Annotated in this window: 16 protein-coding genes and 1 tRNA gene; 14 read left to right on the top strand and 3 right to left on the bottom strand. The window is 72.2% G+C overall.

Annotated elements, in window-relative coordinates; translation table 11 throughout:
• Positions 1–10: 10 nt before the first annotated feature.
• The 7 genes from AC1HIL_RS11200 (at position 11) to AC1HIL_RS11170 (ending at position 15,842) form a co-directional block, all read left to right on the top strand.
• A complete protein-coding gene (locus tag AC1HIL_RS11200; RefSeq protein ID WP_479672791.1) occupies positions 11–928 on the top strand; it encodes an SDR family NAD(P)-dependent oxidoreductase in 918 nt (305 codons plus the stop codon).
• Positions 929–1,252: 324 nt separating this feature from the next.
• Positions 1,253–5,530 carry a DUF4132 domain-containing protein gene (locus AC1HIL_RS11195; RefSeq protein WP_479671816.1) on the top strand — a complete coding sequence of 1,426 codons (4,278 nt, stop codon included), beginning with the start codon at positions 1,253–1,255 and terminating at the stop codon, positions 5,528–5,530.
• Positions 5,527–8,961 carry a DUF4132 domain-containing protein gene (locus tag AC1HIL_RS11190; RefSeq protein WP_479671815.1) on the top strand — a complete coding sequence of 1,145 codons (3,435 nt, stop codon included), beginning with the start codon at positions 5,527–5,529 and terminating at the stop codon, positions 8,959–8,961. The genes AC1HIL_RS11195 and AC1HIL_RS11190 overlap by 4 nt, the downstream gene beginning before the upstream one ends.
• Before the next feature lie 87 nt (positions 8,962–9,048).
• Positions 9,049–10,191, top strand: coding sequence for an ATP-binding protein (locus AC1HIL_RS11185; RefSeq protein WP_479671814.1), 1,143 nt, complete (start codon positions 9,049–9,051; stop codon positions 10,189–10,191).
• 1 nt (position 10,192) lies between these two features.
• Positions 10,193–12,592 carry a DUF5682 family protein gene (locus AC1HIL_RS11180; RefSeq protein ID WP_479671813.1) on the top strand — a complete coding sequence of 800 codons (2,400 nt, stop codon included), beginning with the start codon at positions 10,193–10,195 and terminating at the stop codon, positions 12,590–12,592.
• A complete protein-coding gene (locus tag AC1HIL_RS11175; RefSeq protein ID WP_479671812.1) occupies positions 12,589–13,713 on the top strand; it encodes a vWA domain-containing protein in 1,125 nt (374 codons plus the stop codon). The genes AC1HIL_RS11180 and AC1HIL_RS11175 overlap by 4 nt, the downstream gene beginning before the upstream one ends.
• Positions 13,710–15,842: an SWIM zinc finger family protein gene (locus tag AC1HIL_RS11170; protein ID WP_479671811.1), complete on the top strand. Its 2,133-nt coding sequence runs from the start codon at positions 13,710–13,712 to the stop codon at positions 15,840–15,842. Before AC1HIL_RS11175 ends, AC1HIL_RS11170 begins: the two co-directional genes overlap by 4 nt.
• A gap of 3 nt (positions 15,843–15,845) precedes the next feature.
• On the opposite strand, the gene AC1HIL_RS11165 is transcribed toward AC1HIL_RS11170, so the two are convergent.
• Positions 15,846–16,727, bottom strand: coding sequence for a helix-turn-helix transcriptional regulator (locus tag AC1HIL_RS11165; RefSeq protein ID WP_261209953.1), 882 nt, complete (start codon positions 16,725–16,727; stop codon positions 15,846–15,848).
• 270 nt (positions 16,728–16,997) lie between these two features.
• On the opposite strand from AC1HIL_RS11165, the gene AC1HIL_RS11160 reads away from it, so the two are divergent.
• The 7 genes from AC1HIL_RS11160 (at position 16,998) to AC1HIL_RS11130 (ending at position 24,353) form a co-directional block, all read left to right on the top strand.
• The gene (locus tag AC1HIL_RS11160) at positions 16,998–18,650 is read left to right on the top strand and encodes an LVIVD repeat-containing protein (RefSeq protein WP_479671810.1); all 1,653 of its coding nucleotides are present in this window, start codon (positions 16,998–17,000) and stop codon (positions 18,648–18,650) included.
• Between the two features lie 233 nt (positions 18,651–18,883).
• Positions 18,884–20,539 carry an LVIVD repeat-containing protein gene (locus tag AC1HIL_RS11155; protein ID WP_479671809.1) on the top strand — a complete coding sequence of 552 codons (1,656 nt, stop codon included), beginning with the start codon at positions 18,884–18,886 and terminating at the stop codon, positions 20,537–20,539.
• 38 nt (positions 20,540–20,577) lie between these two features.
• Complete coding sequence (locus AC1HIL_RS11150) at positions 20,578–21,864, top strand: hypothetical protein (protein WP_479671808.1); 1,287 nt, start codon at positions 20,578–20,580, stop codon at positions 21,862–21,864.
• Positions 21,864–22,094, top strand: coding sequence for a hypothetical protein (locus AC1HIL_RS11145; RefSeq protein ID WP_261209945.1), 231 nt, complete (start codon positions 21,864–21,866; stop codon positions 22,092–22,094). Before AC1HIL_RS11150 ends, AC1HIL_RS11145 begins: the two co-directional genes overlap by 1 nt.
• On the top strand, positions 22,094–23,554 hold the full coding sequence (locus tag AC1HIL_RS11140) for a hypothetical protein (RefSeq protein ID WP_479671807.1): 1,461 nt from the start codon (positions 22,094–22,096) through the stop codon (positions 23,552–23,554). Before AC1HIL_RS11145 ends, AC1HIL_RS11140 begins: the two co-directional genes overlap by 1 nt.
• 34 nt (positions 23,555–23,588) lie before the next feature.
• Positions 23,589–23,993: a hypothetical protein gene (locus AC1HIL_RS11135; protein WP_479671806.1), complete on the top strand. Its 405-nt coding sequence runs from the start codon at positions 23,589–23,591 to the stop codon at positions 23,991–23,993.
• 30 nt (positions 23,994–24,023) lie between these two features.
• Positions 24,024–24,353 carry a hypothetical protein gene (locus AC1HIL_RS11130; protein ID WP_413764319.1) on the top strand — a complete coding sequence of 110 codons (330 nt, stop codon included), beginning with the start codon at positions 24,024–24,026 and terminating at the stop codon, positions 24,351–24,353.
• 32 nt (positions 24,354–24,385) lie between these two features.
• On the opposite strand, the gene AC1HIL_RS11125 is transcribed toward AC1HIL_RS11130, so the two are convergent.
• Positions 24,386–24,461, bottom strand: a tRNA-Thr gene (locus tag AC1HIL_RS11125).
• 57 nt (positions 24,462–24,518) lie between these two features.
• Positions 24,519–25,109: a ClpXP protease specificity-enhancing factor gene (locus tag AC1HIL_RS11120; protein ID WP_261209938.1), complete on the bottom strand. Its 591-nt coding sequence runs from the start codon at positions 25,107–25,109 to the stop codon at positions 24,519–24,521.
• Between the last annotated feature and the right edge of the window lie 27 nt (positions 25,110–25,136).

Raw genomic sequence — 25,136 nt, 5'->3', positions numbered from 1 at the left:
ACATTCCTACATGGAAGGCACGCGGCGCTTCTACGCTGGTCTCCATGCACGGCGCGCCACGGCCGATTTCCGGCAGCGTCCACGCGGTGCAACGCAGGAGACCGGCATGCAGACACCCTCCCCCGACGTGTTCCCCGGCGCCGAACGCCGACCGCTCGCGCTGGTGACCGGCGCCTCCTCGGGCATCGGCTACCAGCTCGCGCGGCGCGCGGCCGAACATGGCTACGACCTGCTGATCGGCGCCGACGAATCGCTGGCCCAGGCCGAGGCCGAGCTGCGCGCGATGGGCGCGCGCGTGTTCGCGGTGCGCGAGGACTTCGCCACGCGCGACGGCGTCGATGCGCTGCTCGCGGCCTGCGAGGACCGGCCGATCGACGTGCTGTTCGCCAACGCGGGCCACGGCCTGGGCCATGGCTTCCTCGACCAGGAGTTCCACGACGTGCAGCACGTGATCAACACCAACGTGACCGGCACGCTCTACCTGGTGCAGCGCGTGGGCCGCGCGATGCGCGAGCGCGGCCAGGGCCGCATCCTCATCACGGGCTCGATCGCGGGCTTCCAGCCCGGCGCGTTCCAGGCGGTCTACAACGGCACCAAGGCCTTCATCGATTCCTTCGCGATGGCGCTGCGCAACGAGCTCAAGGACACGGGCGTGACCGTGACCTGCCTGATGCCCGGCGTGACCGACACCCACTTCTTCGCGCGCGCCGACATGCTCGACACGCGCGTGGGCCAGCAGTCCGACAAGGCCGATCCGGCCGAGGTGGCGAGGGAAGGCTTCGAGGCGCTGATGAAGGGCGAGAGCGGCGTGATCGCGGGCTGGCGCAACAAGATGCAGGTGGCGCTGTCGCGCGTGATGCCCTCGCCCGCGCTGGCCGAGCAGCACCGCAGGATCGCGGAACCGGGCAGCGCGCACGCACCTTCTTGAGCTTTTTCGAGGCGTCGGCGCGCGAACCGCAGACCTTCTTCGTACATTCCCGACGCCCTACGCGGCCTTGCGACTTTTGGAGGTGCACGCGAGCGTGCACCGCGGGCATGATCGCGCCCATGCGTTGTCCTTTCCCGATCGCTCCGGCGCGCAGCATGCGACCACCGGATGCCCATCGGGCGCCTGCGTCTTGAACCCCCGCGCCCTTCGCAACGCCGCTGGCACGCGGCGTTCACATGGCGCGCCTATCCTGCCCTCAGGCTTGCCTGCGGCAACGCTTCTCGATGTCCGCTCACCGACGAACCCCAGGAGGATTTTCTTTCCATGCGCCGTTTTGAACTGATCGAGGGTACCGCCAGCAAGTTCTGGGAAGTGGAACAGGCGGAGAACGATCTCAACATCCGCTGGGGCCGCATCGGCACCGCGGGCCAGAGCCAGACCAAGTCCTTTGCCGATGCCGCGAAGACCGCCACCGCGCTGACCAAGCTGGTGAGCGAGAAGACCGGCAAGGGCTACAAGGAAGTCGGCGTGAGCGCCGATGCGAGCATCGGCAAGACCGAGGCCAGGCCGAAGGCGGAAGCGCCTGCCGAGGCACCTGCAAGCGCACCCGTGGAGGCAGCGGCGAAGGTCACCGCATCCGCGCCCGCACCCGCCACGCCGGCACCGCCGCCCGTCGCGAGCGAAAGCCTCGACAGCCAGTGCGAGCGCGTCGTCGAGGCCGTGCGCGCAGCGATCGAGGACGGCAGCGTCAAGACCGGCGACAAGTTCTCGGCCGCCGCGCTCAAGCGCCAGTACGGCGTGAGCGAGCAAGGCGCCACGATGGCCTTCGAGGAGCTCAAGTCCCATGGCCTGCTGTCGGGCTGGGGCACCACCGCCGAGGTGCGCGAGAAGGCGCAGGATGCGGCGCGCGAACTCGCGCAACGCACGGTGGCCGCGCACGGCGAGACGCCCGCCCAGCCCGTGGCCGAAGGCGCGCCGCCCTGGCTCGCGCAGGGCGCGCCGCTGCGCATCACGGCGCAGACGCGCGACTTCGCCTATGCCTCGCGGCGCTTTCCCTCGACCCGTCCGGTGCTCGATCTCGCGCAGGCCTGGATCCGCGCCTGCAACGACCTCGAGCTGCCGCTGGACCTGGCCGCGACCGATGCCGCGCTGCGGCCCGCGGCCGAGCGCATGCTCGCGCGCGACAAGCCCGCCACGCCCACGCCCGATGCCGAGGCCGATGCGCTGCTGCTGGCCTTCATGGACCACAACACGCGCCGCGACAAGGCCGGCTCGGTGGTGTTCCTGATCCAGTACCTGGTCGCGCAGTACGGCCTGGCCGGCGCGATCGAGGTCTACCTGTCGGCGCTGCGCCTGCAGGTGGAGGGCAGCTACGACCAGAAAGCCAAGAAGTGGCGCAGCCATTTCTCGAGCAACCCCGGCCACGCGGTCAACCACGGCTGGTACGGCGCCGTGGGCGATGCCGAGGAAGTGCTGCGCGAGCAGCTCTCGACCGCACCCGAGGCCGAGTGGCAGCAGTGCGCCGACCTGATCGAGGCCGCGCTGCCCTCGCTGCATCCGAGCCGCCAGCCGCTGGCGGCGCTGCTGCTGCCCGAACGCCCCGAACTCTCGAACGCGCTCGCGCTGCGGCTGGCCGGCGAGAAGGACAGCGGCGAGACCTTGCACTGGCTGCTGCTGACCATCACCGATGCCGCCGCCGCCGCGCAGGCCGCCAAGGTGCGGCTCAGCTATTCGAGCGGCTTCTGGGGCCACTACAAGATGACGGCCACGGCGCTGCTGGAACGCGGCACCGAGGCCGTGGCGCTGCTCGAGCGCGGCGCGGCCGAGGAACACGCGGGCGAGACGCTCGCGGCCATCGGCACGCCCGAGGCAGTGGCGGCGCTCGCCAAGGTCGCGAGCGGCTCGAAGGCGGCACTGGCGCGGCTGTCGCTCGCGGTGGACCGCTGGCCGCAGGCCGCCATCGTCGCGCTGGCGCGGCTGGTGGCCGCCGGCGGCAAGGATGCGGGCCTGCTCACGCCCAGCCTCACGCGGCTGCTGCGCGCGCATGGCGGCCTGGTCGACGGCCTCAGGCCCTGGCTCGATGCCGGCGCGCAGGGCGCGATCGATCGCCAGCTCGCGCTGCTGTCGGGCCCGAGCGAAGTCGCGGAGGCCAGCGAGCTGCCGGGCGTGCTGGCCTCGCCGCCCTGGCTCGCCAAGGTGCAGAAGAAGGCGGCCGCGGTGCTCGCGCTCGAGCCGCTCGCGCTCGCGCCGGTCGAGCAGTGGGCACCGGGCGCGCGCGAGGAGGCGCAGCGGCCCGGCACCTCGTGGCAGGTGAACCGCTTCGCGAGCGCGCGCAACGACGTGCAAGTGATGCTCAAGGAGCTGGGCTTCGAGAGCAAGGCCAGCAAGCTCGCGCACGAGGAACAGGTGAAGCTGATGCAGGCCGCCTACGAGGCCGAGGACATGCCCGATGCCGCGGTGCTGCAGGACATCCACCAGCGCGGCGAGGCGCGCGAGAAGGAACTGCTCGCGAGCCTGCGCGACCCGATCCTCGACACCGCGCGCGAAGGCATCCGCACGGGCGATGCAGGCAAGCTGATCGCCGCCTGGCGCGGCATGCTGGCCGCGCGCAAGCAGGAGCGCTACTACTTCTTCTGGTTCGATGCGCGCTATGCGGCGCTGCTGCCGCCCGAGCTCGGCGTGCCGTTCTGGAACGCGGTGGCGGGCCAGGCCGAGACCCAGGGCGCCGACTTCGTGATGGCGAACTTCGGCCTGCCCGCGCTGCCGGGGCTGCTGTCGGTGGTGCGCGCCAAGCCCGGCGAGAACCTGCAGCTGGCGCTGAACTACGGCGCGGTGGAACTCGCGGCACCGGCCGCGCGCGCCTTCGCGAAGCTCAAGACCGTGCGCCAGGCCGGCCGCGACTGGCTGCTCAAGTACCCCGAGCACGCGGCCTGCGGCCTGATCGCGCCCGCGCTCGGCAAGGCCGGCGAGGCGCGCGACGTGGCGGGCGCGGCGCTGCGCCTGCTGCAGTCCGAGGGCCATGCCGAGCTGCTGCTCGAAGTGGCCGGCCGCTACGGCAAGGACGAGGTGGTGCAGGCGCTGCGCGCCGTGCTCGAGGAGAGCCCGCTCGACCGCTTCCCCACCAAGCGCGCGAAGCTGCCCGAGTTCTGGCAGCCGCGCGGCTGGCGCCGGCCGGTGTTGCGCAACGGCAAGGCACTGCCCGACGAGGCGCTCGACCACCTGGGCCAGATGTTCACCTTCCCGACCAACGAGGAGGTCTACGGCGGCATCGCGGTGGTCAAGGAGGCCTGCGCGCCCGAGTCGCTGGCCGACTTCGCCTGGGATGCGTTCAGCGCCTGGCTCGAGGCCGGCGGCCCGAGCAAGGAAGGCTGGGCGCTCACCGTGCTGGGCCTGCTCGGCAACGACGACACGGCGCGCCGGCTCACGCCCTTCATCCGCGCCTGGCCCGGCGAGGCCGCGCATGCGCGCGCCGTCACCGGCCTCGACGTGCTGGCCGGCATCGGCTCCGACGTGGCGCTGATGCTGCTCAACGGCATCGCGCAGAAGGTGAAGTTCAAGGGCCTGCAGGACCGCGCGCGCGAGAAGATCGACGCGATCGCCGAAGCGCGCGGCCTTTCGACCGAGGAGCTCGAGGACCGGCTCGCGCCCGACCTCGGCCTCGACGAACAGGGCACCCTGCTGCTGGACTTCGGCCCGCGCAGCTTCAAGGTCGGTTTCGACGAGGCGCTCAAGCCCTATGTGCGCGAGCGCGCCGACGGCGTCGACGGCGCGCGCCTGTCCGACCTGCCCAAGCCCAAGAAGACCGACGACGCCGAGAAGAGCAAGGAGGCGGTCGAGCGCTTCAAGCTGCTCAAGAAGGACGTGCGCACCATCGCGAGCCAGCAGTTGCTGCGGCTCGAGGTCGCGATGTGCGCGCGCCGGCGCTGGACGCCCGAGGTGTTCCGCACCTTCCTGGTCGAGCATCCGCTGGTGCGCCACCTGGTGCAGCGGCTGATCTGGGGCGCCTACCACGTGCAGGGCGAGGCCAGCTACGGCGGCGAGCTGCTGGCGTGCTTCCGCGTGGCCGAGGACGGCAGCCTCACCACCGCCGAGGACGATCCCTTCGAGCTGCCCGCGGGCGAGGACATCCGCATCGGCGTGCCGCATGCACTCGAAATCTCGCCGGCCGACGCGGGCGCCTTCGGCCAGGTGTTCGCCGACTACGAGCTGCTGCAGCCCTTCGCGCAGATCGGCCGCGACACCTACGTGCTGACCGAGGACGAGAAGAAGAGCCAGAAGCTCGAGCGCTGGAAGGACGCCACCGTGCCCACCGGCCGCGTGCTGGGCCTGGTCAACAAGGGCTGGCGCCGCGGCGAGGCGCAGGACGGCGGCGGCATCTGGTACTTCACCAAGCCGCTGGGCCCGAGCCGCGTGATCGAGCTCTACCTCGACCCCGGCATCATCGTCGGCATGGTCGACGAGTACCCCGAGCAGAAGCTCGGCGAGGTGCAGGTCGGCAAGCCCTCGGGCTGGGGCAACATGCAGAACGCCGAGACGCTGGACCGGCTCGATCCGATCTCGGCCAGCGAGCTGATCCGCGACATGGAGGGACTGAGGGCATGAGCGCGGCGCCGCTCGTGCTGCCACCCGAACTCCAGAACGCGCTGCCGCCCGGCGAGCCCGGCGCGAAGCCCCCGCCCAGGGCCGCCTCGCTGCCCACGCTGCGCAAGCGCGTGCTCGACAAGTGCGGCGAGTACCTGATCGAAGCGCTGCTGCCCGAGCCCTTCGAAGTGCGTTCGCCCGCCACGCGCGGCTGGCTCGAGGCCGCGATGGACGCGGGCGACACACGGCTGCTGGGCCTGATGATCGCGCGCTTCCGCGAGCAGGCCTACACCGGCCGCGACGAGCCGGCCGAGGCCTTGGTGCACTGGCTGGTGCTGCAGCACGGTCTTACTACGGCCTTCGACGCGCTGCTGCATGCGGCGCGCTGGCGCCGCGAACGCATCGGCCACAAGCCGCTGCGCCAGGATGCGCCGCCCGACGATGGCGCCCATTCCTTCTGGGGCCAGCCCGCGAGTTCGCTGTGGCAGTTCCGCGGCCACTGGATGGCGGCCGACGCCGCGACGCGCGCCGCCTGCATCGAGCGGCTGCGCGCGCTGGACCCGCAAGTGCCGCTGGCCGCGCGCGCCCGCTTCGCGATCGCGCTGCCCGAATGGCGCCCGCTCGCGCGGCAGCTGTTCGACCAGGCCACGCCCGAGCAGCTCGAGCGCTGCGGTCCCTGGCTGCGCTGGGCCGCCGGCCTGCCGCTGGCCGAGGTGGCGGGCGACGGCACGCGGCTGCTCGACCAGCCGTCGCTGCTCGCGCTGCTGCTGCGCGAACACGGCGAGGCGATGCTGCCGCTGCTGCTGGACCTCGGCGCGCGCCAGCGCAGCGTGGCCGTGGCCTGGACGCTGGCCGCCTTCGACACGCCCGAGGCCACCGAGGCGCTGGTGCGCATGACCGCCGCCGATGCCGCCTGTGCCAAGGCGCTGGGCTGGGTCGCGGGCGAACGGCCCGAGCGCTGCTTCCTCGCGCTCGCGAAGGTGCTCGAGGACGGCGGCCTGCCCAAGGCCGGCGCCGCGCGCCTGGTGCCGCAGCTCAAGACCCTGGCCGGCACGCTCGGCGAGCGCCTGCCCGCGCTGTTGCCGGCGCTGCCGGCCGCCGTGCGGCGCCAGCTCGGCGCGGTTGCCGACCAGGCCGGCGCGGCACCCGAGGCCTTCGCCGAACGCGCGCGCTGGCCCGCGGTGCTCGCCGACCCGCCCTGGGCGCGGCGTGCCGCCGATGCGGCGCCGCCGCTGGTGCTGGCCGGCCTGCCCGTGCTCGAGCTGCCGCCCGAGGAGGACTGGGGCGACGAGGTCCGCCAGGACTGGATCGACCGCGACACGCCCTATGTCTACCGCCAGCCGATGGAGGCCGAGCGCGCCATCGGCGAGCGGCTGCGCGAATGGACGCCGGAGCGCGTCGCCGCGCTGCACACGCAGCCGCCGCAGGAACTCGAGCGCTTCATCGCCGACTGGCAACGCGTGCACGACGATGCCGCGCCCGACCGCCGCCAGTACGGCGCCTTCATCGCGGTGCAGGCCGCCTGGTTCCTGCCGCCGGCCACCGGCCTGGCGTTCTGGAATGCCGTGGGCAGCGGCAAGGAAGCGCCGCGCGCCGGCGGCTTCGTGGCGCGCTTCGGAAGTGCCGCGCTGCCGGGCCTGCTGCAGGCGCTGGCCAACGACGGCGACGAGTATTTCGTCGCGCGCTTCATCGGCGCCACGCAGCTCGCGCCCTTCATGGCGCAGGCGCTCGCGCGCCGGCCGACGCGCCGCGCGCACGCACGCCAGTGGCTGGTGCGCTTCGCGTCGCATGCCGCCGCCGGCCTCCTGCCCGCCGCGCTGGGCCCCGAGGGCGAGGCACGCCAGCAGGCCCGCGCCGCGCTGCGCGCCATGACCGCGCTGGGACAGGCCGAGGCGCTGCGCGCCATCGCGCGCCGCCACGACGATCCGGCCGTGGCGGCCGCCGTCGATGCGCTGCTGGCCGAAGACCCGTTGCGCGACTTCCCGTCGCGCATCAACGCGCGCAGCAAGCTCCCGGCCTTCTGGCAACCGGCCGGCTGGCGCAAGCCGCGGCTGCGCGACGATGGCCTCGCGCTGCCCGACGAGGCGCTGCAGCCGCTGGGCCTGATGCTGAGCTTCGCGGCCGACCTGCCGCAGGGCTATGCGGGCCTGGACGCCGTGCGCGCCGCCTGCGAGCCCCAGAGCCTGGCCGACTTCGGCTGGGACGTCTGCGAATCGTGGGAGGCCGCGGGCGCCGGCGCGCCCGGCAACTGGGCGCTGCGCGCGCTCGGCCTCATCGGCATCGACGACACGGCGCGCCGGCTCGGCGCCCTCGTGCGGCGCTGGAGCGCGCCCGGCGCCGGCGGCACCGCCACGCGCATCGGCTGGGTGCTCGAGGCGCTGGCGCGGCTGGGCAGCGACGTCGCGCTGATGCAGCTCGACGCGATCGCGCGCAAGAACCGCATCGCCACGGTGCGCCAGTCGGCCGCCGAGAAGCTGGCGCAGGCCGCGGCCGAACGCGGCCTGAGCGGCGACGAACTCGAGGACCGGATCGCGCCCGACCTCGGCCTGGACGAACGCGGCGGCCTGCTGCTGGACTTCGGGCCGCGCCAGTTCCATGTCGGCTTCGACGAGGCGCTGGTGCCCTTCGTGCGCGAATCGGTCGAGGGCCGGCCCGGTCCGCGCCTGGCCACGGCACCGCGCCCGCGCGCGAGCGACGATGCCGAACGCGCGGCCGCGGCCGCGGAACGCTTCAAGGCGCTCAAGCAGGATGCCGCCACCGTCGCGGCCCAGCAGCCGCTGCGGCTGGAACGCGCGATGCGCACGGGCCGCGGCTGGCCGGTGGAAGACTTCCGCCGCTTCATCGCCGGGCATCCGCTGATGCGCCACCTGGCCGAGCGGCTGGTCTGGGGCGTGACCGAGGGCGGGCGCGACGCGCGCGGTCTGACGCTGCTGCGCGCCGCCTTCCGCGTGAGCGCCGAGGGCGAATGGGTCGATGCCGACGAAACGCCGCAGGCTTTCGACGACAACGCCGCCGCGCGCATCGTCGTCGCCCATCCGCTGCAGCTGAGTGCCGCGCAGATCGCGGCCTTCGCGCAGCAGTTCGCCGACTACGAGCTGATCCAGCCCTTCGAGCAGCTGCACCGCGCCGTGCATGCGCCGCGCGAGGACGAACGTGCGCTGACCGCGCTCACGCGCTGGTCGGGCCGCATCGCGCGGCCCGGGCCGCTGTGGGCGCTGGAGTCGCGCGGCTGGCTGCGCGGGCGCGGCGGCGGCGGTGCCTACGACCATGCCTGGCAGGAGCTGGGCGGCGGCCGCGCGCTCGCGCTGCGCTTCGGCCCCGGCCTCGACAACACGGGCGCCGGCGAGGACCAGACGCTCGACGTGCTGCATCACGGTCACCCGTTCAGCGAACTCGATCCCATCGTCTTCAGCGAGGCGGTGCGCGACATCGACGCGCTGGGCGCGCGCTGAGGCGCGCTACACCGTTCCGCTATCGCTCTGCTATGTTTGCGCGGGCACGCCCCGCGCCCCTTTTCAGATCCGACACCGATCCCGACCATGGCCACCTCCCGCAAGCCGACAGACACCTCATCCACCGGTTCCCCTGCCCTGCAGCGCCCGCCCGCCGAGATCCAGTACGCCGCGCAGATCGCGCAGCTGCAGGCACAGGACAAGGACCCGCGCCCGCCGGGCTGGGCCATGAGCCTGAAGGCCGCGCGCGCCTTCATCCTCGGCGATGCGCAGTTGGGCATCGCGCCGAAGATCGTGGCGCCGGTCGCGAGCATCGAGCGCATGCTGGTCACCCTGGCCACGGGCCGCGGCCTGATGCTGGTGGGCGAGCCGGGCACCGCGAAGTCGATGCTCTCGGAGCTGCTGGCGACCGCGATCTCGGGCGTGTCCACGCTGACCATCCAGGGCGGCGCCTCGATCACCGAGGACCAGATCAAGTACGGCTGGAACTACGCGCTGCTGATCAACGAGGGCCCGAGCCCGCGCGCGATGGTGCCGGCGCCGCTGTACATCGGCATGCAGCAGGGCCAGGTGGTGCGCTTCGAGGAGATCACGCGCGCGCCGCTCGAGGTGCAGGACTGCCTGCTGGGCATGCTGTCCGACCGCGTGATGGCCGTGCCCGAGCTCTCGGGCGAGCACGGCATGCTCTATGCGCGCGAGGGCTTCAACATCATCGCCACCGCCAACACGCGCGACCGCGGCGTCAACGAGATGAGCGCCGCGCTCAAGCGCCGCTTCGATTTCGAGACCGTGTTCCCGATCCTCGACTTCGAGCGCGAGCTCGCGCTGGTGCGCGAATCGTCGGCGCGCCTGCTCGCGCAGAGCGGCATTCCGAAGACCGTGCCGCAGCCGGTGCTCGAGCTGCTGGTGGCCACCTTCCGCGACCTGCGCGGCGCGCCCGCTTCCTCCGAGAAGAACGGCGGCGGCGGCGACGCCGCGATGGACCGGCTCACGGCCGTGATGTCGACCGCCGAGGCGGTCAACGTGGCGCACGCGGTGGGCGTGCGCGCCTGGTTCCTCGAGCAGCGCGAGGGCTCGCCGGCCGACCTGGTCGACTGCATCGCGGGCACGGTGGTCAAGGACAACGCCGACGACCGCGCCAAGCTGCGCCGCTACTTCGAGCAGAAGGCGGCCAAGCGCAGCGGCGAGCACTGGCGCGCCTACTACGAGGCCCGCCACCGCCTGCCCTGAGATGAACGCGCCCCACATCGTCGGCGTGCGCCACCACAGCCCCGCCTGCGCGCGGCTGGTGGCCGAGCGCATCCGCGCGCTGCGCCCGGCCCATGTGCTGATCGAAGGGCCGGCCGACTTCAACGCGCGGCTCGAGGAGCTCTACCTGCCGCACCGGTTGCCGGTGGCGATCTACAGCTACCTGTCGGCCGGCGAGACGCACCACGGCTCGTGGTCGCCGTTCGCCGAGCACTCGCCCGAATGGCAGGCGCTGCAGGCCGGCCGCGAGGTCGGCGCCGAAGTGCGTTTCATCGACCTGCCGGCCTGGCACGACGCCTTCTCGCGCATGGAGAACCGCTATGCCGACGTGGCCGACACCCAGCACGAGGAACGCGCCGCGGCCTACGAGCGCGCGCTGACCGAGCAGCTCTCGGTGCAGGGCCGCGACGCGCTGTGGGACCACCTGTTCGAGGACGGCTGCGACAGCGCCGAACTCGCGCAGCGGCTGTCCACCTACTTCGAGCACCTGCGCGGCGAGGACCCGGGCTCGCTCGGCAACCAGGCGCGCGAAGCCATGATGGCGCGCTGGATCGCCTGGGCCATGGCGCAGCCCGCGGTGCAGGCCGGCGCGCCGGTGCTGGTGGTCTGCGGCGGCTACCACGCGCCCGCGCTCGCGCGCTTGTGGCCCGGGCTGCCGGCGCAGCTTCCCGAGACGCCCGAACCCGAGGTCGAGGACACGCCCGATACCGACGACGAAGACACCGTGGTGCGCTACGGCTCCTACCTCGTGCCCTACAGCTTCAAGCGGCTCGACGCCTTCGCGGGCTATGCCTCGGGCATGCCCTCGCCGGCCTACTACCAGTGGATGTGGGAGCTCGGCCCGGAGGGCGCCGCGCACCGCGCGCTGCAGCAGGTGATGCAGCGGCTGCGCGACAAGAAACTGCCGGCCTCCACCGCCGACCTGATGGCGGTGCACCTGCGCGCGCAGGGCCTGGCGCGGCTGCGCGGCCACGAGAAGCCGCTGCGCTCCGACTGGCTCGATGCGCTGGCCGGCGCGCTGGTCAAGGAAGCGCTGGACGCGCCGCTGCCCTGGACCTACCGCGGCCCGATGCGACCCGGCACCGCGCCGGTGCTGGTGCAGGCGATGGACGTGCTGGCGGGCGACATCGCGGGCCAGCTCGCCGACGGCACGCCGCAGCCGCCGCTGGTGAAGGCGGTGCGCGACGAGCTCGCGGCGCACGGCCTCGAGCTGCGCGGCCAGCGCAAGCTCGACCTGCTCGATGCCGCCGACCGCGCGCGCAGCCGCGTGCTGCACCGGCTCGCGCTGCTGCGCCTGCCCGGCGTGGTGCGCAGCCAGGGACCGAAGCTCGCGATGTCGGGCGAACGCACCGAGGTCTGGACCCTGGGCCAGCCCTTCGAGCAGCAGGCCGCGCTGATCGAGGCCGGCGCCTGGGGCGCCAACCTGCACGACGCGGCGCGCGCGCGGCTCGAGGACGAGCTGCGCCACGCGCAGGGCCGCATCGGTCCGCTGGCCGAGGGCCTCAACCAGGCCGCCTGGGCCGGCCTGCCGGCGCTCAGCGGCGCGCTGCTGCGCGAGCTGCAGCAGGCGATGGCGCGGGAGCCGCGCTTCGAGGCCATGGGCCCGGCCCTCGCGGTGATGCACACGCTGCTGCGCCACGGCCAGCTGCTCGGCATGGCCGACGCGCCGGTGCTGCGGGTGGCGATCGAGGCCGGCTTCGACCGCGCGCTGTGGCTGCTCGAGCCGCCCGCGGCGATCGCGCCTGCCGACATCGACGCGCACCTGCAGGGCCACCTCGCGCTGCGCCGCATCGTCGCCGACGTGCTGGCCGACCGCGAGGACGCCGCGCAGGCCGGGCCGCTCGACGTGGAACCCGCGCGCGCGCTCGCCGTATGGCAGCGCAAGGCGGCCGATGCCGGCGCGGCACCGCTGAGCCGGGGCGCGGCGCTGGGCGCGACGCTGAGCCTCGCGCACCGCGTGCCGCAGGCCACGCAGGCCGGCGTGGCCGATGCGATGCAGCTGCTGCACGCGATGCCCGCGCCAGTGCTCGGCGATGCGCTCACGGGCCTGCTCGCGCTCGCGCGCGAGACGCTGTCGTCCGAACCCGCCTTCGCCGCCGGCATGGACCGCACCGTGCAGGCGCTGGACAACGCCGACTTCGTGCGCGCCATGCCGAGCCTGCGCGCCGCCTTCGCCTGGCTGCCGCCGCAGGAACGCGGCCGGCTCGCCGACCAGGTGCTGGCGCTGCACGATGCCACCCACCTGTCGCGCCGCGCGCTCACGGCCCGGCACGAAGGCGAGGCCGCGCCCGAGGCGCTGGCCGCGGCGCGCGCCGCCGAGGACGCGGCGATCGCACGCCTCGCGGGCTGGGGCCTGAGTCTCGATACGGAAGAACAGCCATGAGCCTCGACATCCCCGATCCGCTGCAGCGCTGGCGCCTGCTGCTCGGCGATCCGGCCGAGCGGGCCTGCGGCGGCCTGAGCGCCGAGGCGCAGGCCGCCGACGCCGCGCTCGACTGGCTCTACGGCCGCGACGGCGACCGCGCCGAGCGCGGCGAACGCAGCGCCGGACTCGGGCCCTCGGCGCTCAGCACGCCCGACTGGATCAACGCCATCCACACGCTGTTTCCCAAGGAAGTGATCGAGCGGCTCGAGCAGGACGCGGTGGAGCGCTACGGCATCGACGAGGTGGTGACCAACCTCGAGGTGCTCGAGCGCATCGAGCCTTCGGAGTCGCTGCTGCGCGCGGTGCTGCACACCAAGCACCTGATGAACCCCGAGGTGCTCGCGGCCGCGCGCAAGCTGGTGGCCGAAGTGGTGCGGCGCATCATGGAGAAGCTCGCGACCGAGGTGCGGCAGGCCTTCAGCGGCAGCCTCGACCGGCGCCGGCGCTCGCGCATGAAGGTGGCGCGCAACTTCGACTTCAAGCAGACCCTGGCGGCCAACCTGCACCGCTACGACCCGCAGCGGCGCAAGCTCTACGTCGAGCGGCCGGTGTTCATCAGCCGCACGAAGCGCCATGCCGAACCCTGGGACATCATCCTGCTGATCGACCAGAGCGGCTCGATGGTCGACTCGGTGATCCACAGCGCGGTGATGGCCGCCTGCCTCTGGCAACTGCCCGGCATGCGCACGCGGCTGGTGGCCTTCGACACCGCGGTGGTCGACCTCACGGCCGACGTCTCGGACCCGGTCGAGCTGCTGATGAAGGTGCAGCTCGGCGGCGGCACCGACATCGCGAAGGCCGTGGCCTATGCGCAGTCGCTGGTGGCCAATCCCGCGAAGACCATCGTGGTGCTGGTCAGCGACTTCTACGAAGGCGGCAGCCCCTACGAACTTGTGCGCCGCGTGAAGGCGCTGGTGGAAGCCGGCGCCAAGGTGCTGGGCCTGGCCGCGCTCGATGCGAAGGCCGAGCCGAGCTACGACCGCGAGATGGCCGCGCGGCTGGTGCGCGAGGGCGCGCAGATCGGCGCCATGACGCCGGGCCAGCTCGCGGGCTGGCTGGCCGAGAAGGTGCAGGCATGACGGCGGTGCGCGGCGACCTGCTCGAACTCACGCCCGAGGCGCTGACCGCGCTCGCCAACGCGGGCTTCGTGAAGCGCGCGCAGAAGGACGTGGCGGCCGGCCTGCTGCCGCTGCTCGAGACCGCCGACGACGGCACGGTGAGCGCGCGCTTCGACGACGGCGTGCGCACCAGCCTGCCGCCGGGCCGCACCCTGCGCGATGCGCAGTGCAGCTGTCCGGCCAGCGGCATGTGCCGGCACCGCGTGATGCTGGTGCTGGCCTACCAGGCGCAGGCGGCGAGCGCCGCGCCCGCGCCCTCGGCCACGCCGGCGGAGGACGAGGTCGACGCCTCGGCCGCGGGCGGCGAATGGAGCCCGGCCCATTTCGACGATGCCGCGCTCGCCGCGAGCTTCGCGCCCTCGGTGATCGAGCAGGCCCAGCGCCTGGCCGCCGCGCGGCCCGTGGTCGCGGTGCAGGCCTGGCGCAGCGCGAGCGCGCCGCCGATCGCGCGGCTGCCGATGTGCAGCGTGCGCTTCTTCTCGCGCAGCTCGCTGGTGCATGCGCGCTGCGACTGCAAGCAGGGCAGCGGTTGCGCCCACGTGGTGGTGGCGCTGTGGGCCTTCCGCCAGGCCGGGCCGCTGGCCGCGGGCTCGCCCGAGCGCATGGTGGAGGTGCGCGCGCCAGCCGACGGCGACGCGACCGGCGACGGCCACCGCCCCACCGCGCTGATGCAGGGCGAGGCCGCGCGCGCGCTGCAGGCGCAGCTCGAGGCGCTCAGCCTCTCGCTCTGGCTCGATGGCTCGAGCCAGCCGCTGATGGCGCTGGCGGCGCGCTTCGAGGCCGCGCGCGAGCAGGCGCGCGCGCTGGGCTGGCGCTGGGTGGAAGATGGCATCGACGAACTCTGGATGCTGCTGCAGGCGCAGCAGGCGCGCAGCAGCCGCTTCGATCCGCGGCGCCTGCTGCACGTGATGGCCGAGCTCTGGGCGCGGCTGCGCGCGGCTGCCCATGCCGACAGCGCGGCCGGACCGCCGCCGCTGCCCGCGAGCCAGATCCTCGGCGTGGGCGTGAAGGGCGAGGTCGCGCTCGACCACCTGCGGCTGGTGTCGCTGGGCGCCGAACTCTGGTCCGACGAGAGCGGCGAAGGCGCGAGCGTGATGTTCGCCGACCCCGACACGCAGGCCGTGACCGTGCTCGAGCGCCAGTGGTCGCGCGCCGACGATGCCACGGCCGGCGGCACGCCCGCGAACCTGCTGGGCCGCCGCGTCGCGGGCTTTCCGCTGCGCCAGCTCGCGGGCGGGCAGGTCATCACCAAGACCGCGACCCGGCGCGCCAACGGCCAGATCGACATCGCGCCGGGCGCGCGCCAGACCGGCGTGATGCCGCTGTCGCCGAAGTCCTGGGACGACCTCGTCGCGCCGCTCAAGCAGCCGAGCGTGCAGGCACTGGTCGCGCACCTGCGCGAGACGCCGCCCGACTTCGTGCGGCCGCGCCAGGCGGCGAGCGGTGCCGCGGCGGGCGCCTCGGGCCAGCTGCATGTGGCGGCCTTCGAGCACATGGCGGTGCTGGCCAGCCACTGGGATGCGGCGGCGCAGGTGCTGCATGCGCGCCTCGGGCGCGCGGCGGACGACACGGACGCGGCCGCGCCTGCCGATGATGTCCCGCCGCTGCATCTCGCCCTGCCCCATCGCGCGGCCGCGCCCGGCGCCGTCGATGCGCTCGCGCGCGCGCTCGCCGGCGAATGGGGCGCGCTGCGCGCCGTGGCCGGCAGCGTGCGGCTGCAGGACGGCGAGCCCGTGATGCAGCCGACGGCCCTGCTGACCGTGCAGCGCGCCGTGGTGCTGCAGGCCGAGGCACCCGCGCCGCAACCGCTGCCGCTGCAGGGCGAGCACGAGGCGCCGCCCGCGCTCAACGCGCTCGCCACCGACACGCTCGACCTGCTCGCGCTGTGGCTGCGCCAGGGCCTGCGCCACCAGGGCGGCGGCGGCGCTTCGCGCGCCGAGACGCAGGCCGCGCAGCTCGAGCGGGCCGGGCTCGCGCGCAGCGCCAGGCTGCTGCGCGGCGTGCCCGCCCAGTTGCGCGCGGCGCAGCGCGGCGCGCTGGTGAGCCAGCTCGCGCTGCTGAGCCTGTGGATGCAGGGCGTGGGGCAGTAGGGACTAGACAGCGCAGCAGTTGCGGTACTCGAGCGCCGTGCGCCGCTCCACCTTCTTGAAGGTGTCGGCGAAGTGGCTGGGACTCGCGAAGCCGCAACGCAGCGCAATGTCGGTCACCGGCAGCCGAGTGAGGTGCAGCATCTGCTTCGCATGCTCGATGCGCGCGCGGATCAGGTACTGGTGCGGCGTCACGCCGGTGCTGCGCTTGAAGGCGCGCAGGAAGGCATAGGGATCCATGTCGAGCAGCGCGGCCAGCGCGCCGAGCGACACGCCGATCTCGAGCCGGCCGCGGATGTGCTCCTTGACGCGCTCGAGCGCGGCCTTCGACAGCAGGCCCTCGGCCTGCGCCTCGCTGGCCGCGGCCGTGTGCGTCTGCCGCAGGTGCGCGAGCAGCGCGATCAGCAGCGTCTCGCCATAGCCGGGCCCCTCGGGTTGGCCGGTCTTCGCATCGGCATGCAGCGCGAGCAGCAGCTGCGCGATCAGCGGACTCGACACATTGCAGCAGGGCACCAGCGCGCGATCGCCGCCATCGCCCTCGCCGGTGCTCTGGAAATGGCGCGGATCGATGCTCAGCGTGAGCGCCTCGCACGGGTCCCAGGTGCGTCCCTTGATCTGCGCGCCGGCCGGCAGGATGCTGATGCCCAGCGGCTGCGCGGTCGCGGACCAGAAGCGTTCGTCGTGCAGGCGCATCTCGAAGCGCGTGGGACCGCCGAGGTTGACCGAGATGCAGTGGCGGATCAGGCCGCCCTCGACGTTGTCCATCGGATCGGCCGCCTCGTGCTCGAGAACGATGCCTTCCCAGCGGGCCTCGAAGAGAAGCCTGCCGCAGCCGCGGTCGATGCCGACCGGCTGGCCGCGGCCTTGCACGCGCTGCCGAACGCCCATGGCCTGGTCCTTGTGGTTGTATGTATGTCTCCGGGCGGCGATGGTTTGCGAGCGGACTTACAGCGCGCTGACGGGTCGCCGATGCCGCGCCGCTGCAATTTTCCGGAAGCCGCACCGCCGCCGCGCGGGGCCGGCGCGGCGCGCATGCGCCTGCAATTCCCCGGAAGCGCCGAAACGCCCTGCCGCGAATACTTCTCCCACACGCAACGAAGCGCGGCGGCCCGCGCCGCGCGAACGGTGCGTGGATCACAACAACGGAGACACGCAGGAATGAAACGCGCAAGACTCATCGGCGCCGCCGCCTCGGCGGCGGCACTTCTCATGGCATGCGGTGGCGGCAGCGGCGGGGGCGCGGTGCTGCCCATCCTGCCGCCGCCCAGCAGCGTGGCCGAGCCGCCCGCGCCACCGCCGCCGCCCGAAGGCCCGCCGCCGCTCACGGTCGCGAAGGCCGTCTGCGCCGAAGGCGGCACGCCCGAATCGGCCCTGCAGGGCCAGGTGCCCGCGGCGATGCGCCAGGGTTTCAAGGGCTTCTCGTGCAACCTGCAGCTGGTGGGCCAGTTCGAGGGCGAAGGCGGCAACTGGTCGGCGGCGTCGTTCCGCGATCCCGGCGGGCGCACCTGCGCCTATCACGCGACCGCGTACCCGGTGGGCTTCGACGGCAAGCCGCGCGGACGCGTGAACCCGGGCGTGCCGGTGATCGACATCAGCGACCCGGCCAAGCCCTGGCGCAGCATGTCGCTGACCACGCCCGCGATGCTCGACCCGTGGGAATCGCTGCGCGTGAACGCGCGGCGCCAGTTGCTGCTGGCCGACAACGGCAACAACGGCAGCGTCTTCGCGGGCTTCGGCGGCGCGGAGATCGACATCTACGATCTCTCCGCCGACTGCCGCACGCCGCAGCTGCTCGCGAGCATGGAGGTGGGCACCGGCAAGGACGGCGGCATCGTGCCGCCCGATAGTCCCAAGGGGCACGAAGGCAATGTGTCGCCCGACGGGCTGACCTACTACATCGGCGACATCGCCACCGGCCGCTACCACGCGGTCGACATCACGAACTCGACCAGGCCGCGCATGGTGGCTTCGTTCGACATGAAGACCGTGGACCTCGGCGGCACGCACGGGCTCTCGGTCAGCGAGGACGGCAAGCGCGCCTACGTGGTGTCGACGGGCATCCCGGCGCCGGGCGAGTTCCTCGACCCCGGCGCGAAGAACCGCAACGGCTTCCTGATCCTCGACACCTCGGAAGTACAGGCGCGCGTGCCCAACGCGCAGATGAAGGTGATCTCGACCACGACCTTCAAGGACGGCAGCGTGGCGCAGCACACCATCCCCGTGACGATCGCGGGCAAGCCGCACCTGGTGATGGTCGACGAAGGCGGTGCCGCGGGCCTGAGCGACACGGCCAACGTGAAGCTGGCCTGCGAAGCGAAGATGGCGCCCTACCCAATGGCGCGCATCTACGACATCAGCGACGAGACCAAGCCCGTGCTGGTATCGAAGCTGATGCTCGAGACGCACGATCCCGCGAACTGCGACAAGGTCCTGCCCGACATCGCGGGCCTGTCGACCTTCACCTACGGCAGCCACTACTGCTCGGTCGACAACCGCAACAACGGCACGGCGCTGGCGTGCTCCTATTTCAACTCGGGCGTGCGCGTGTTCGACATCCGCAATCCCGCGCGGCCCAAGGAGATCGCCTACTACAACCCCGCGGGCGCGACCACGCCGCGCGCCGGTTCCTTCCACAGCCAGCTGACCGTGGCCGGCAGCGGCGGACCCGACTGGTGCGCCTCGCGCGCGGACTTCGATTTCGATCGCGGCCTGCTCACGACCATGTGCCAGGACAACGGGCTGCTGGTGCTGAAGTTCGCGAAGAACACCTGGCCCTTCGCGCAGAGCACGCCTTCGACCTTGCAGAACTGAAGACCATGGGACGCGGGGAATGCAATTCCCGGAATGGCATTCCCCGCTCGCGCTCGATCGCATCTCGTCGCAATGGACAACGAATCTTGCCAGCAGACAGCCCCATTTATTCCTTCCGCTATTGCAGTAAGAGTGCAGTAAGTGCTCATGCAAAGACTCCCGCCGGACCTGGCGCCACCGGTCCTTCGCGCACATGCGCGAAGGCCGTGCCCGGTTCATCAAGGAGACAAACCATGAGATTCCAGGGACATCCTCGCGCCGTGGCCACCATGATGGCCACGGCATTTCTCGCTGCCTGCGGTGGCGGCGATGGCGGCACTTCGGTGCTGGCATTTCCACCACCGCCCACGGGCATCGTCGAGCCACCCGCACCGTCACCGGTCACCGAAGTGCCGCCACCGCTCACGGTGCCCAAGGCCGTCTGCGCCGAGGGCGGCAGCCCCGAATCGGCGCTGCAGGGCCAGGTGCCCGCGGCGCTGCGGCAGGCCGGCTTCAAGGGCTTCTCGTGCAACCTGAAGCTGGCCGGGCAGTTCGAGGGCGAAGGCGGCAGTTGGTCGTCGGCGTTCTTCCGCGATCCTGGTGGGCGCACCTGTGCCTACCATGCGACCGCGCACCCGATCGGCTTCGTCAGCGGCAAGCCGCTCGAACGCGTGAACCCCGGCGTGCCGGTCATCGACATCACCGACCCGGCCAGGCCCTGGCGCTCGATGTCGCTCACCACGGCCGCGATGATCGATCCGTGGGAATCGCTGCGCGTGAATGCACGGCGCCAGCTGCTGCTGGCCGACAACGGTGGCAACAGTGGCCTGTTCGGTGGCGCCGAGGTCGACATCTACGACCTTTCGGCCGATTGCCGCACGCCGCAACTGCTCGCGAGCATGGAGGTGGGCACCGGCAAGGACGGTGGCATCCAGTCGCCGAAGAGTCCGAGGGGGCACGAAGGGAACGTGTCGCCCGATGGCCTGACCTACTACATCGGCGACATCATGAGCCAGCGCTACCACGCGGTCGACATCACGAACTCGACCCGGCCGCGGATGGTGGCTGCGTTCGACATGGCCCCCATCGGCCCGGTGACCGCACACGGGCTCTCGGTCAGCGAGGACGGCAGGCGCGCCTATGTGGTGTCGGCCGGCACGCCCACGGCGCAAGAGGTGCTCGATCCCGACGCGAAGACCCTCAACGGCTTCCTGATCCTCGACACCTCGGAAGTACAGGCGCGCGTGCCCAACGCGCAGATGAAGGTGATCTCGACCACGACCTTCAAGGACGGCAGCGTGGCGCAGCACACCATCCCCGTGACGATCGCGGGCAAGCCGCACCTGGTGATGGTCGACGAAGGCGGCGCCGCGGGCCTGAGCGACACCGCGAACGCCAAGCTGGCCTGCGAGGCGAAGCTGTCGCCCTATCCGATGGCACGCATCTACGACATCAGCGACGAGAAGAAGCCCGTGCTGGTGTCGAAGCTGATGCTCGAGACGCACGACCCCGCGAACTGCGACAAGGTGCTGCCCGACATCGCGGGCCTGTCGACCTTCACCTACGGCAGCCACTACTGCTCGGTCGACAACCGCAACAACGGCACGGCGCTGGCCTGCTCGTACTTCAACTCGGGCGTGCGCGTGTTCGACATCCGCAATCCCGCGCGACCCAAGGAGATCGCCTACTACAACCCCGCGGGCGTGACCGCGCCGCGCGCCGGCTCCATCCACCGGCAGATGTCCTGGGCTGGTCGTGGCGGCCCCGACTGGTGCGCCTCGCGCGTGGACTTCGACTTCGACCGCAAGCTGTTGACGACCATGTGCCAGGACAACGGCCTGCTTATGCTGAAGTTCGCCGAGAACACCTGGCCCTTCGCGCAGAGCACGCCTTCCATGCTGCAGAACTGACGATGACACGCACCCTCGATCGACACTTGCGCGCATGGATGAGCGCCGCCCTCATGCTGGCGAGCGGCCTGCCTCTCACCGCCGCCGCCTGGGAGGCCGACGTGCATTTCGGCCTCACGCGCTGGCTCGCGGTGCAGGCGGGCTTCAGCGCGCCGCAGGCCGATGCGATCGCGACCGGCAACCAGCGCGTGGACTTCGGCGCGATGGAGACGATGCTGCTCGTGACCGAGTACGCCTGCACCGGCGCCGATGCCGAGGGCCGCGCGGAGGCGGCTCACGCGGCGCGGCGCCTGCACGCCCCCGGCGCCGGCGAGGCTTCGACCGAGGCGCTGCGCACGCTGCTGCGCGATGCGGGGCCGAAGGCCGGATTGCTGCTGCTCAAGTTCGGCGAGGCGCTGCATCCGCTGCAGGATACGTCGGCCCATGAAGGAACGGACGCGGCCGGGATCGGCGCGCCCGCCATCGCGGGACTGCCCTGCGATCCGCCGCCGCCGGCCGCGGCATCGGGCGGCGAGCAGGCCCATCGCGCCGACCTCACCGCGGCGCGCCCGGCCGCCGCGCTCGCGATGGCGCGCGCGAGCTTCGAATGGCTGCAGCGCTATCCGCCGATCGCGGACGCGCCGCGCGTGGCCGCCGACTGGCCGCGCGTCGAAGCGCAACTCGGTGGCTTCCTGACGGCTTCCACCAAGGCGGCGAAGGCCGCGTGGTTCCGCGAGCACGGCATGGAGGACACGGGCTTTCTCGAAGGCATCAGCCTGCCCGATGGCGCACAGCCCTGGACCGCGACCTGGTCGGGGCGCCGGCTGCCGCGGCTGCAGGAGGCGGCCTCCACGCAGCATGGCGTGCCCGAGGAGGTGCGCCGCTTCTTCGACGACTTCTTCGCGGCCTGGCTCGGCGATGGCGATCCGGCCGCCGCGCTGGGCCTGGCCAGGGGCGAAGGCACGCCCGCGCAGCGCGACCTCGCGGCGCGGCTGCGCCTGTGGCGCCTGCACGATCACGGCGCCGCGGCCGCGCTGGCCCATGCGCCGTCCGCGCTCACGCGCGCGCAATTGCAGCGCGTCGATGCGCTCGCGCGCGACCGCTCCGCCTACGCGCGCTATCCGCGGCTGGCCGATGCCTTCTTTCCGCTCATGGCGATCGAGTCCTATGCGCCGCCGTTGCTGCCCTACATCGTGCGGCCGCTGCCCGCGCTCGCGGACGGCGAGCCCCGGATGCTCGCGATCGCGAAGCTGCGGCATGCGCCCTACGACGAGCTGCTGCTGGTCGCGCAGCGCCGCGCGGGGCGCTGGTCGGTGGTGTCGCTGCAGGGCGTGAGGGATCACTGATGGCGATGGACGCACGCCGATGGATCGGCCGGCATGCGGTCGCGCTGCTGCTGGCCGCCACCTGGGCCACACTGGCGGGCCTGCTCGCGCTCGGGCTGGAGCGCGCGGACCGCGATGCGCGCTTTCTCTACCTGGTAGAGACGCAGGTCTGCCATGTGCCCGGGGCGGTCCAACCCCTGGCCTTGTCGTCCGCGGCCACTGTTGCCGACCCGCGAAAGGCATCGCGCTGATGCGTTCGCCCGTCCGCTGCCGCCCCGCCCTTCTTCTCGCCGCCGCGGCCGTGCCGGGCCTCGCGTTCGCGCATTCCTTCGGCGTGCAATACACGCTGCCGGTGCCGTTCTGGATGTATGCCTATGGCGCGACCGCGGCGCTGGTGCTGTCGTTCGTGATCGTGGGGATCTTCGCGGCCGTGCCGCCCGCGCGGAGCGAGACCTTGTCGAACGCGCGCCGCGTGGGCACGCATGTGTTCGTCCCGGCCTTCGTCGTGCAGGGCCTGCGCGCCCTGTCGGTGGGCCTGCTCGCGCTCACCATCGCCTGCGGCTTCCTCGGCACCGACAACCCGTTCCGCAACCTCAACATGACCCTGTTCTGGATCGTGTTCGTGCTGGGCCTGACCTATGCCACCGCGGTCGTCGGCGACCTGTTCGTGTTCTGCAACCCGTGGCGCGCGCTCTGCGAGCTGCTGCGCGCGCGTTGCGGCATCTGCTTCGGCGGACGCATCGCCTATCCCGCGTGGCTCGCCTACTACCCGGCACTGGCGCTCTACATCGCCTTCATCTGGATCGAGCTGTTCGGCCATGGCACGCCGCGGCAACTGGCGCTGATGCTCACCGCCTACACGCTGCTGACCGTGGCGATGGCCTGGCTCTTCGGCAGCGCGGCCTGGTTCCGGCATGGCGAGTTCTTCGGGTTGTTCCTCTCGCTCGTGGGCCGCATGGCGCCGATCGCGTGGCGGCGCGCCGGCTGCCGCGGCGTGGCGCTGCGCTGGCGCCTGCCGCTGTCGGGGCTGCTCGAGCGCCATCCGGGGCATGTGAGCCTGGTGCTGTTCATCCTGTTCATGCTCTCGTCGACCGCCTACGACGGCGCGCACGAAACCTGGCCCTGGAGCCGGCTGTTCTGGAAGACCCTCTATCCGCTGGTCGAGCCGGCCGTGAAGGCCCACAGCGCCCAGCCCTATGCGACGGCGGCCAGCCTGTTCCATGGCTGGCAGTGGCTGGCGCTGTGCCTCTCGCCCTGGGTCTATCACGGCGTCTACCTGTTCTTCCTCGCGCTCACGCGGCGCGTGGCGGCCTCCGAGCTCTCCACGCGCGCGCTGGCCTGCCGCTTCGCACTGACGCTGGTGCCGATCGCCTTCGTCTACCACGCGACCCACTACTACACGCTGCTGTGGTCCCAGGGCGCGCAGTTGCTGCCGCTCTTGTCCGATCCGCTGGGCCGGGGCTGGAACCTGTTCGGCACGGCACGCGCCGCGATGCCGCCGCGCATCATCGATCTCAACATCGTCTGGCACACCCAGGTCGGGCTGATCCTGGCCGGGCATATCGCGAGCGTGGTGCTGGCCCATGCGGAGGCGCTGCGGATCTTCCGCCACACGGGCCGCGCGCTCGCGAGCCAGGTGCCGATGCTGCTGCTGATGGTCGCGCTGACGGCCGTGGGGCTGTGGATCCTTTCGCTGCCGCTGGCGGGATAGGCGCCGCGTCCTTGTTCATTCCCCTGGAACCGCCATGAAATCCTCACTGGTCTACGCCTTCGGCGGCTTCGCCATCGTCGCGCTGATGGCGCTCGGCTATCTCGCGGCGCGGCCGTCGACCGACCCGGCCACGTCCGCCGCGGCACCCGCGCGCACCGGCACGCAGTTCGAGGTGCGGATCGGCGCGGCCGCCGAGGCCGAGAGCACGCCGCTGCCGGTGCTGCCCGTCGCGCGCGGCGACATCGTCTCGATCGCCGTGAGCTCGGCGCAGGCCGGCCAGCTGATGATCCACGGCTACATGCAGGAGATGGTGCCGGTGGCCGCGGGCCAGACGGCCACGCTGCGCCTCGCGGCGCTGCATGCGGGCCGCTACCCGCTGCACCTGCATGGCGACGACCAGAGCCACCGCGAAGTGGCCATTCTCGAGATCCGGCCATGACGCCATGGCGTGTTGGCATACTCGGCCCCCATGACGGTCGAAACATTGGGCGGCGAGCGCCCCTATGTCATCGAGGTGCAGGGAGAGGAAGTCACCGTACAGGACACGATGGTGGCCGGCTTCACCTATCGCATCCAGCTCGAATCGCAACTCGGCAGCTCGGCGCGCGTGGTCCAGTGCTTCAAGGCCTGGACCCGGCTGCAGCGCGAAGGCGCCGCGAACCTGCAGGGACCCGAACTGGAGCATGCGGCCGCCTGGCTCGAGGCGCATCGTCAGGCACGCTGGCAGGCACGGCGCTTCTTCCTGGTGCCGAGCGCGAAGACCTTCGTGCTGAGGCTGCGCGAACAACCCAAGCGCTGAGCGGGGCCGATTCCGGTTTGGGAGGGGGTGTTTGGTGCCGCTTGTCCGAATCGAACGGACGACCTTCCGCTTACAAGGCGGGTGCTCTACCAACTGAGCTAAAGCGGCCGAAAAGAAAAACCTGCAGCGGATTCTAGTGGGGGACCCCAGCAGGGCCCAGGCCGACTACTTGATGCGCTTGAGCGAAGGCCGCGCGCCACCACCGGCCGGAGGGCGCGGCGGCTCGTCGGTCGGGTCGGCATCCGGGCCGTCGCCGATCTCCGTCACGTCGCTGCCCGCATCGTCGGCCGTCACCAGGTGCACGACCCGGTTGGCCTCGCTCTCGCCAGCGCCGCGCGAGGCATCGCGCAGTGCCGAACGGACGGGACTCGCCGGCGCCGGCACGCCCGTGGCGGCCGGAGAGTCGAGTCCCATGCCGGTATCGGCCGCGGGAGGCGGCGCGGGAAAGGCCATGCCCTGGCCGTTCTCGCGCGCATAGATCGCAATCACGCGGCCCACGGGCACGCTGATCTCGCGCGCCGTGCCCGCGAAACGGGCCTTGAACTCGATGAAGTCGTTGCCGAGCTTCAGCGAGCTGGTCGCGTCGAAACTGATGTTCAACACGATCTCGCCGTTCTTCACATACTCGCGCGGCACCTGGACGGTGTCGTCGACCTGCACCGCGACATAGGGCGTGAACCCGTTGTCGGTGCACCATTCGTACAACGCCCGGATGAGGTACGGGCGGGTGGAAGACGACTCGAGCGCGTTGATCATGAAGGACGGCGATGAAGCGAAGCGGAA

The sequence above is a fragment of the Variovorax sp. ISS6 genome (assembly GCF_056523145.1).
The sequence above is the reverse complement of the archived record's forward strand: the minus strand, read 5'-3'. Positions and strand labels throughout refer to the sequence as shown.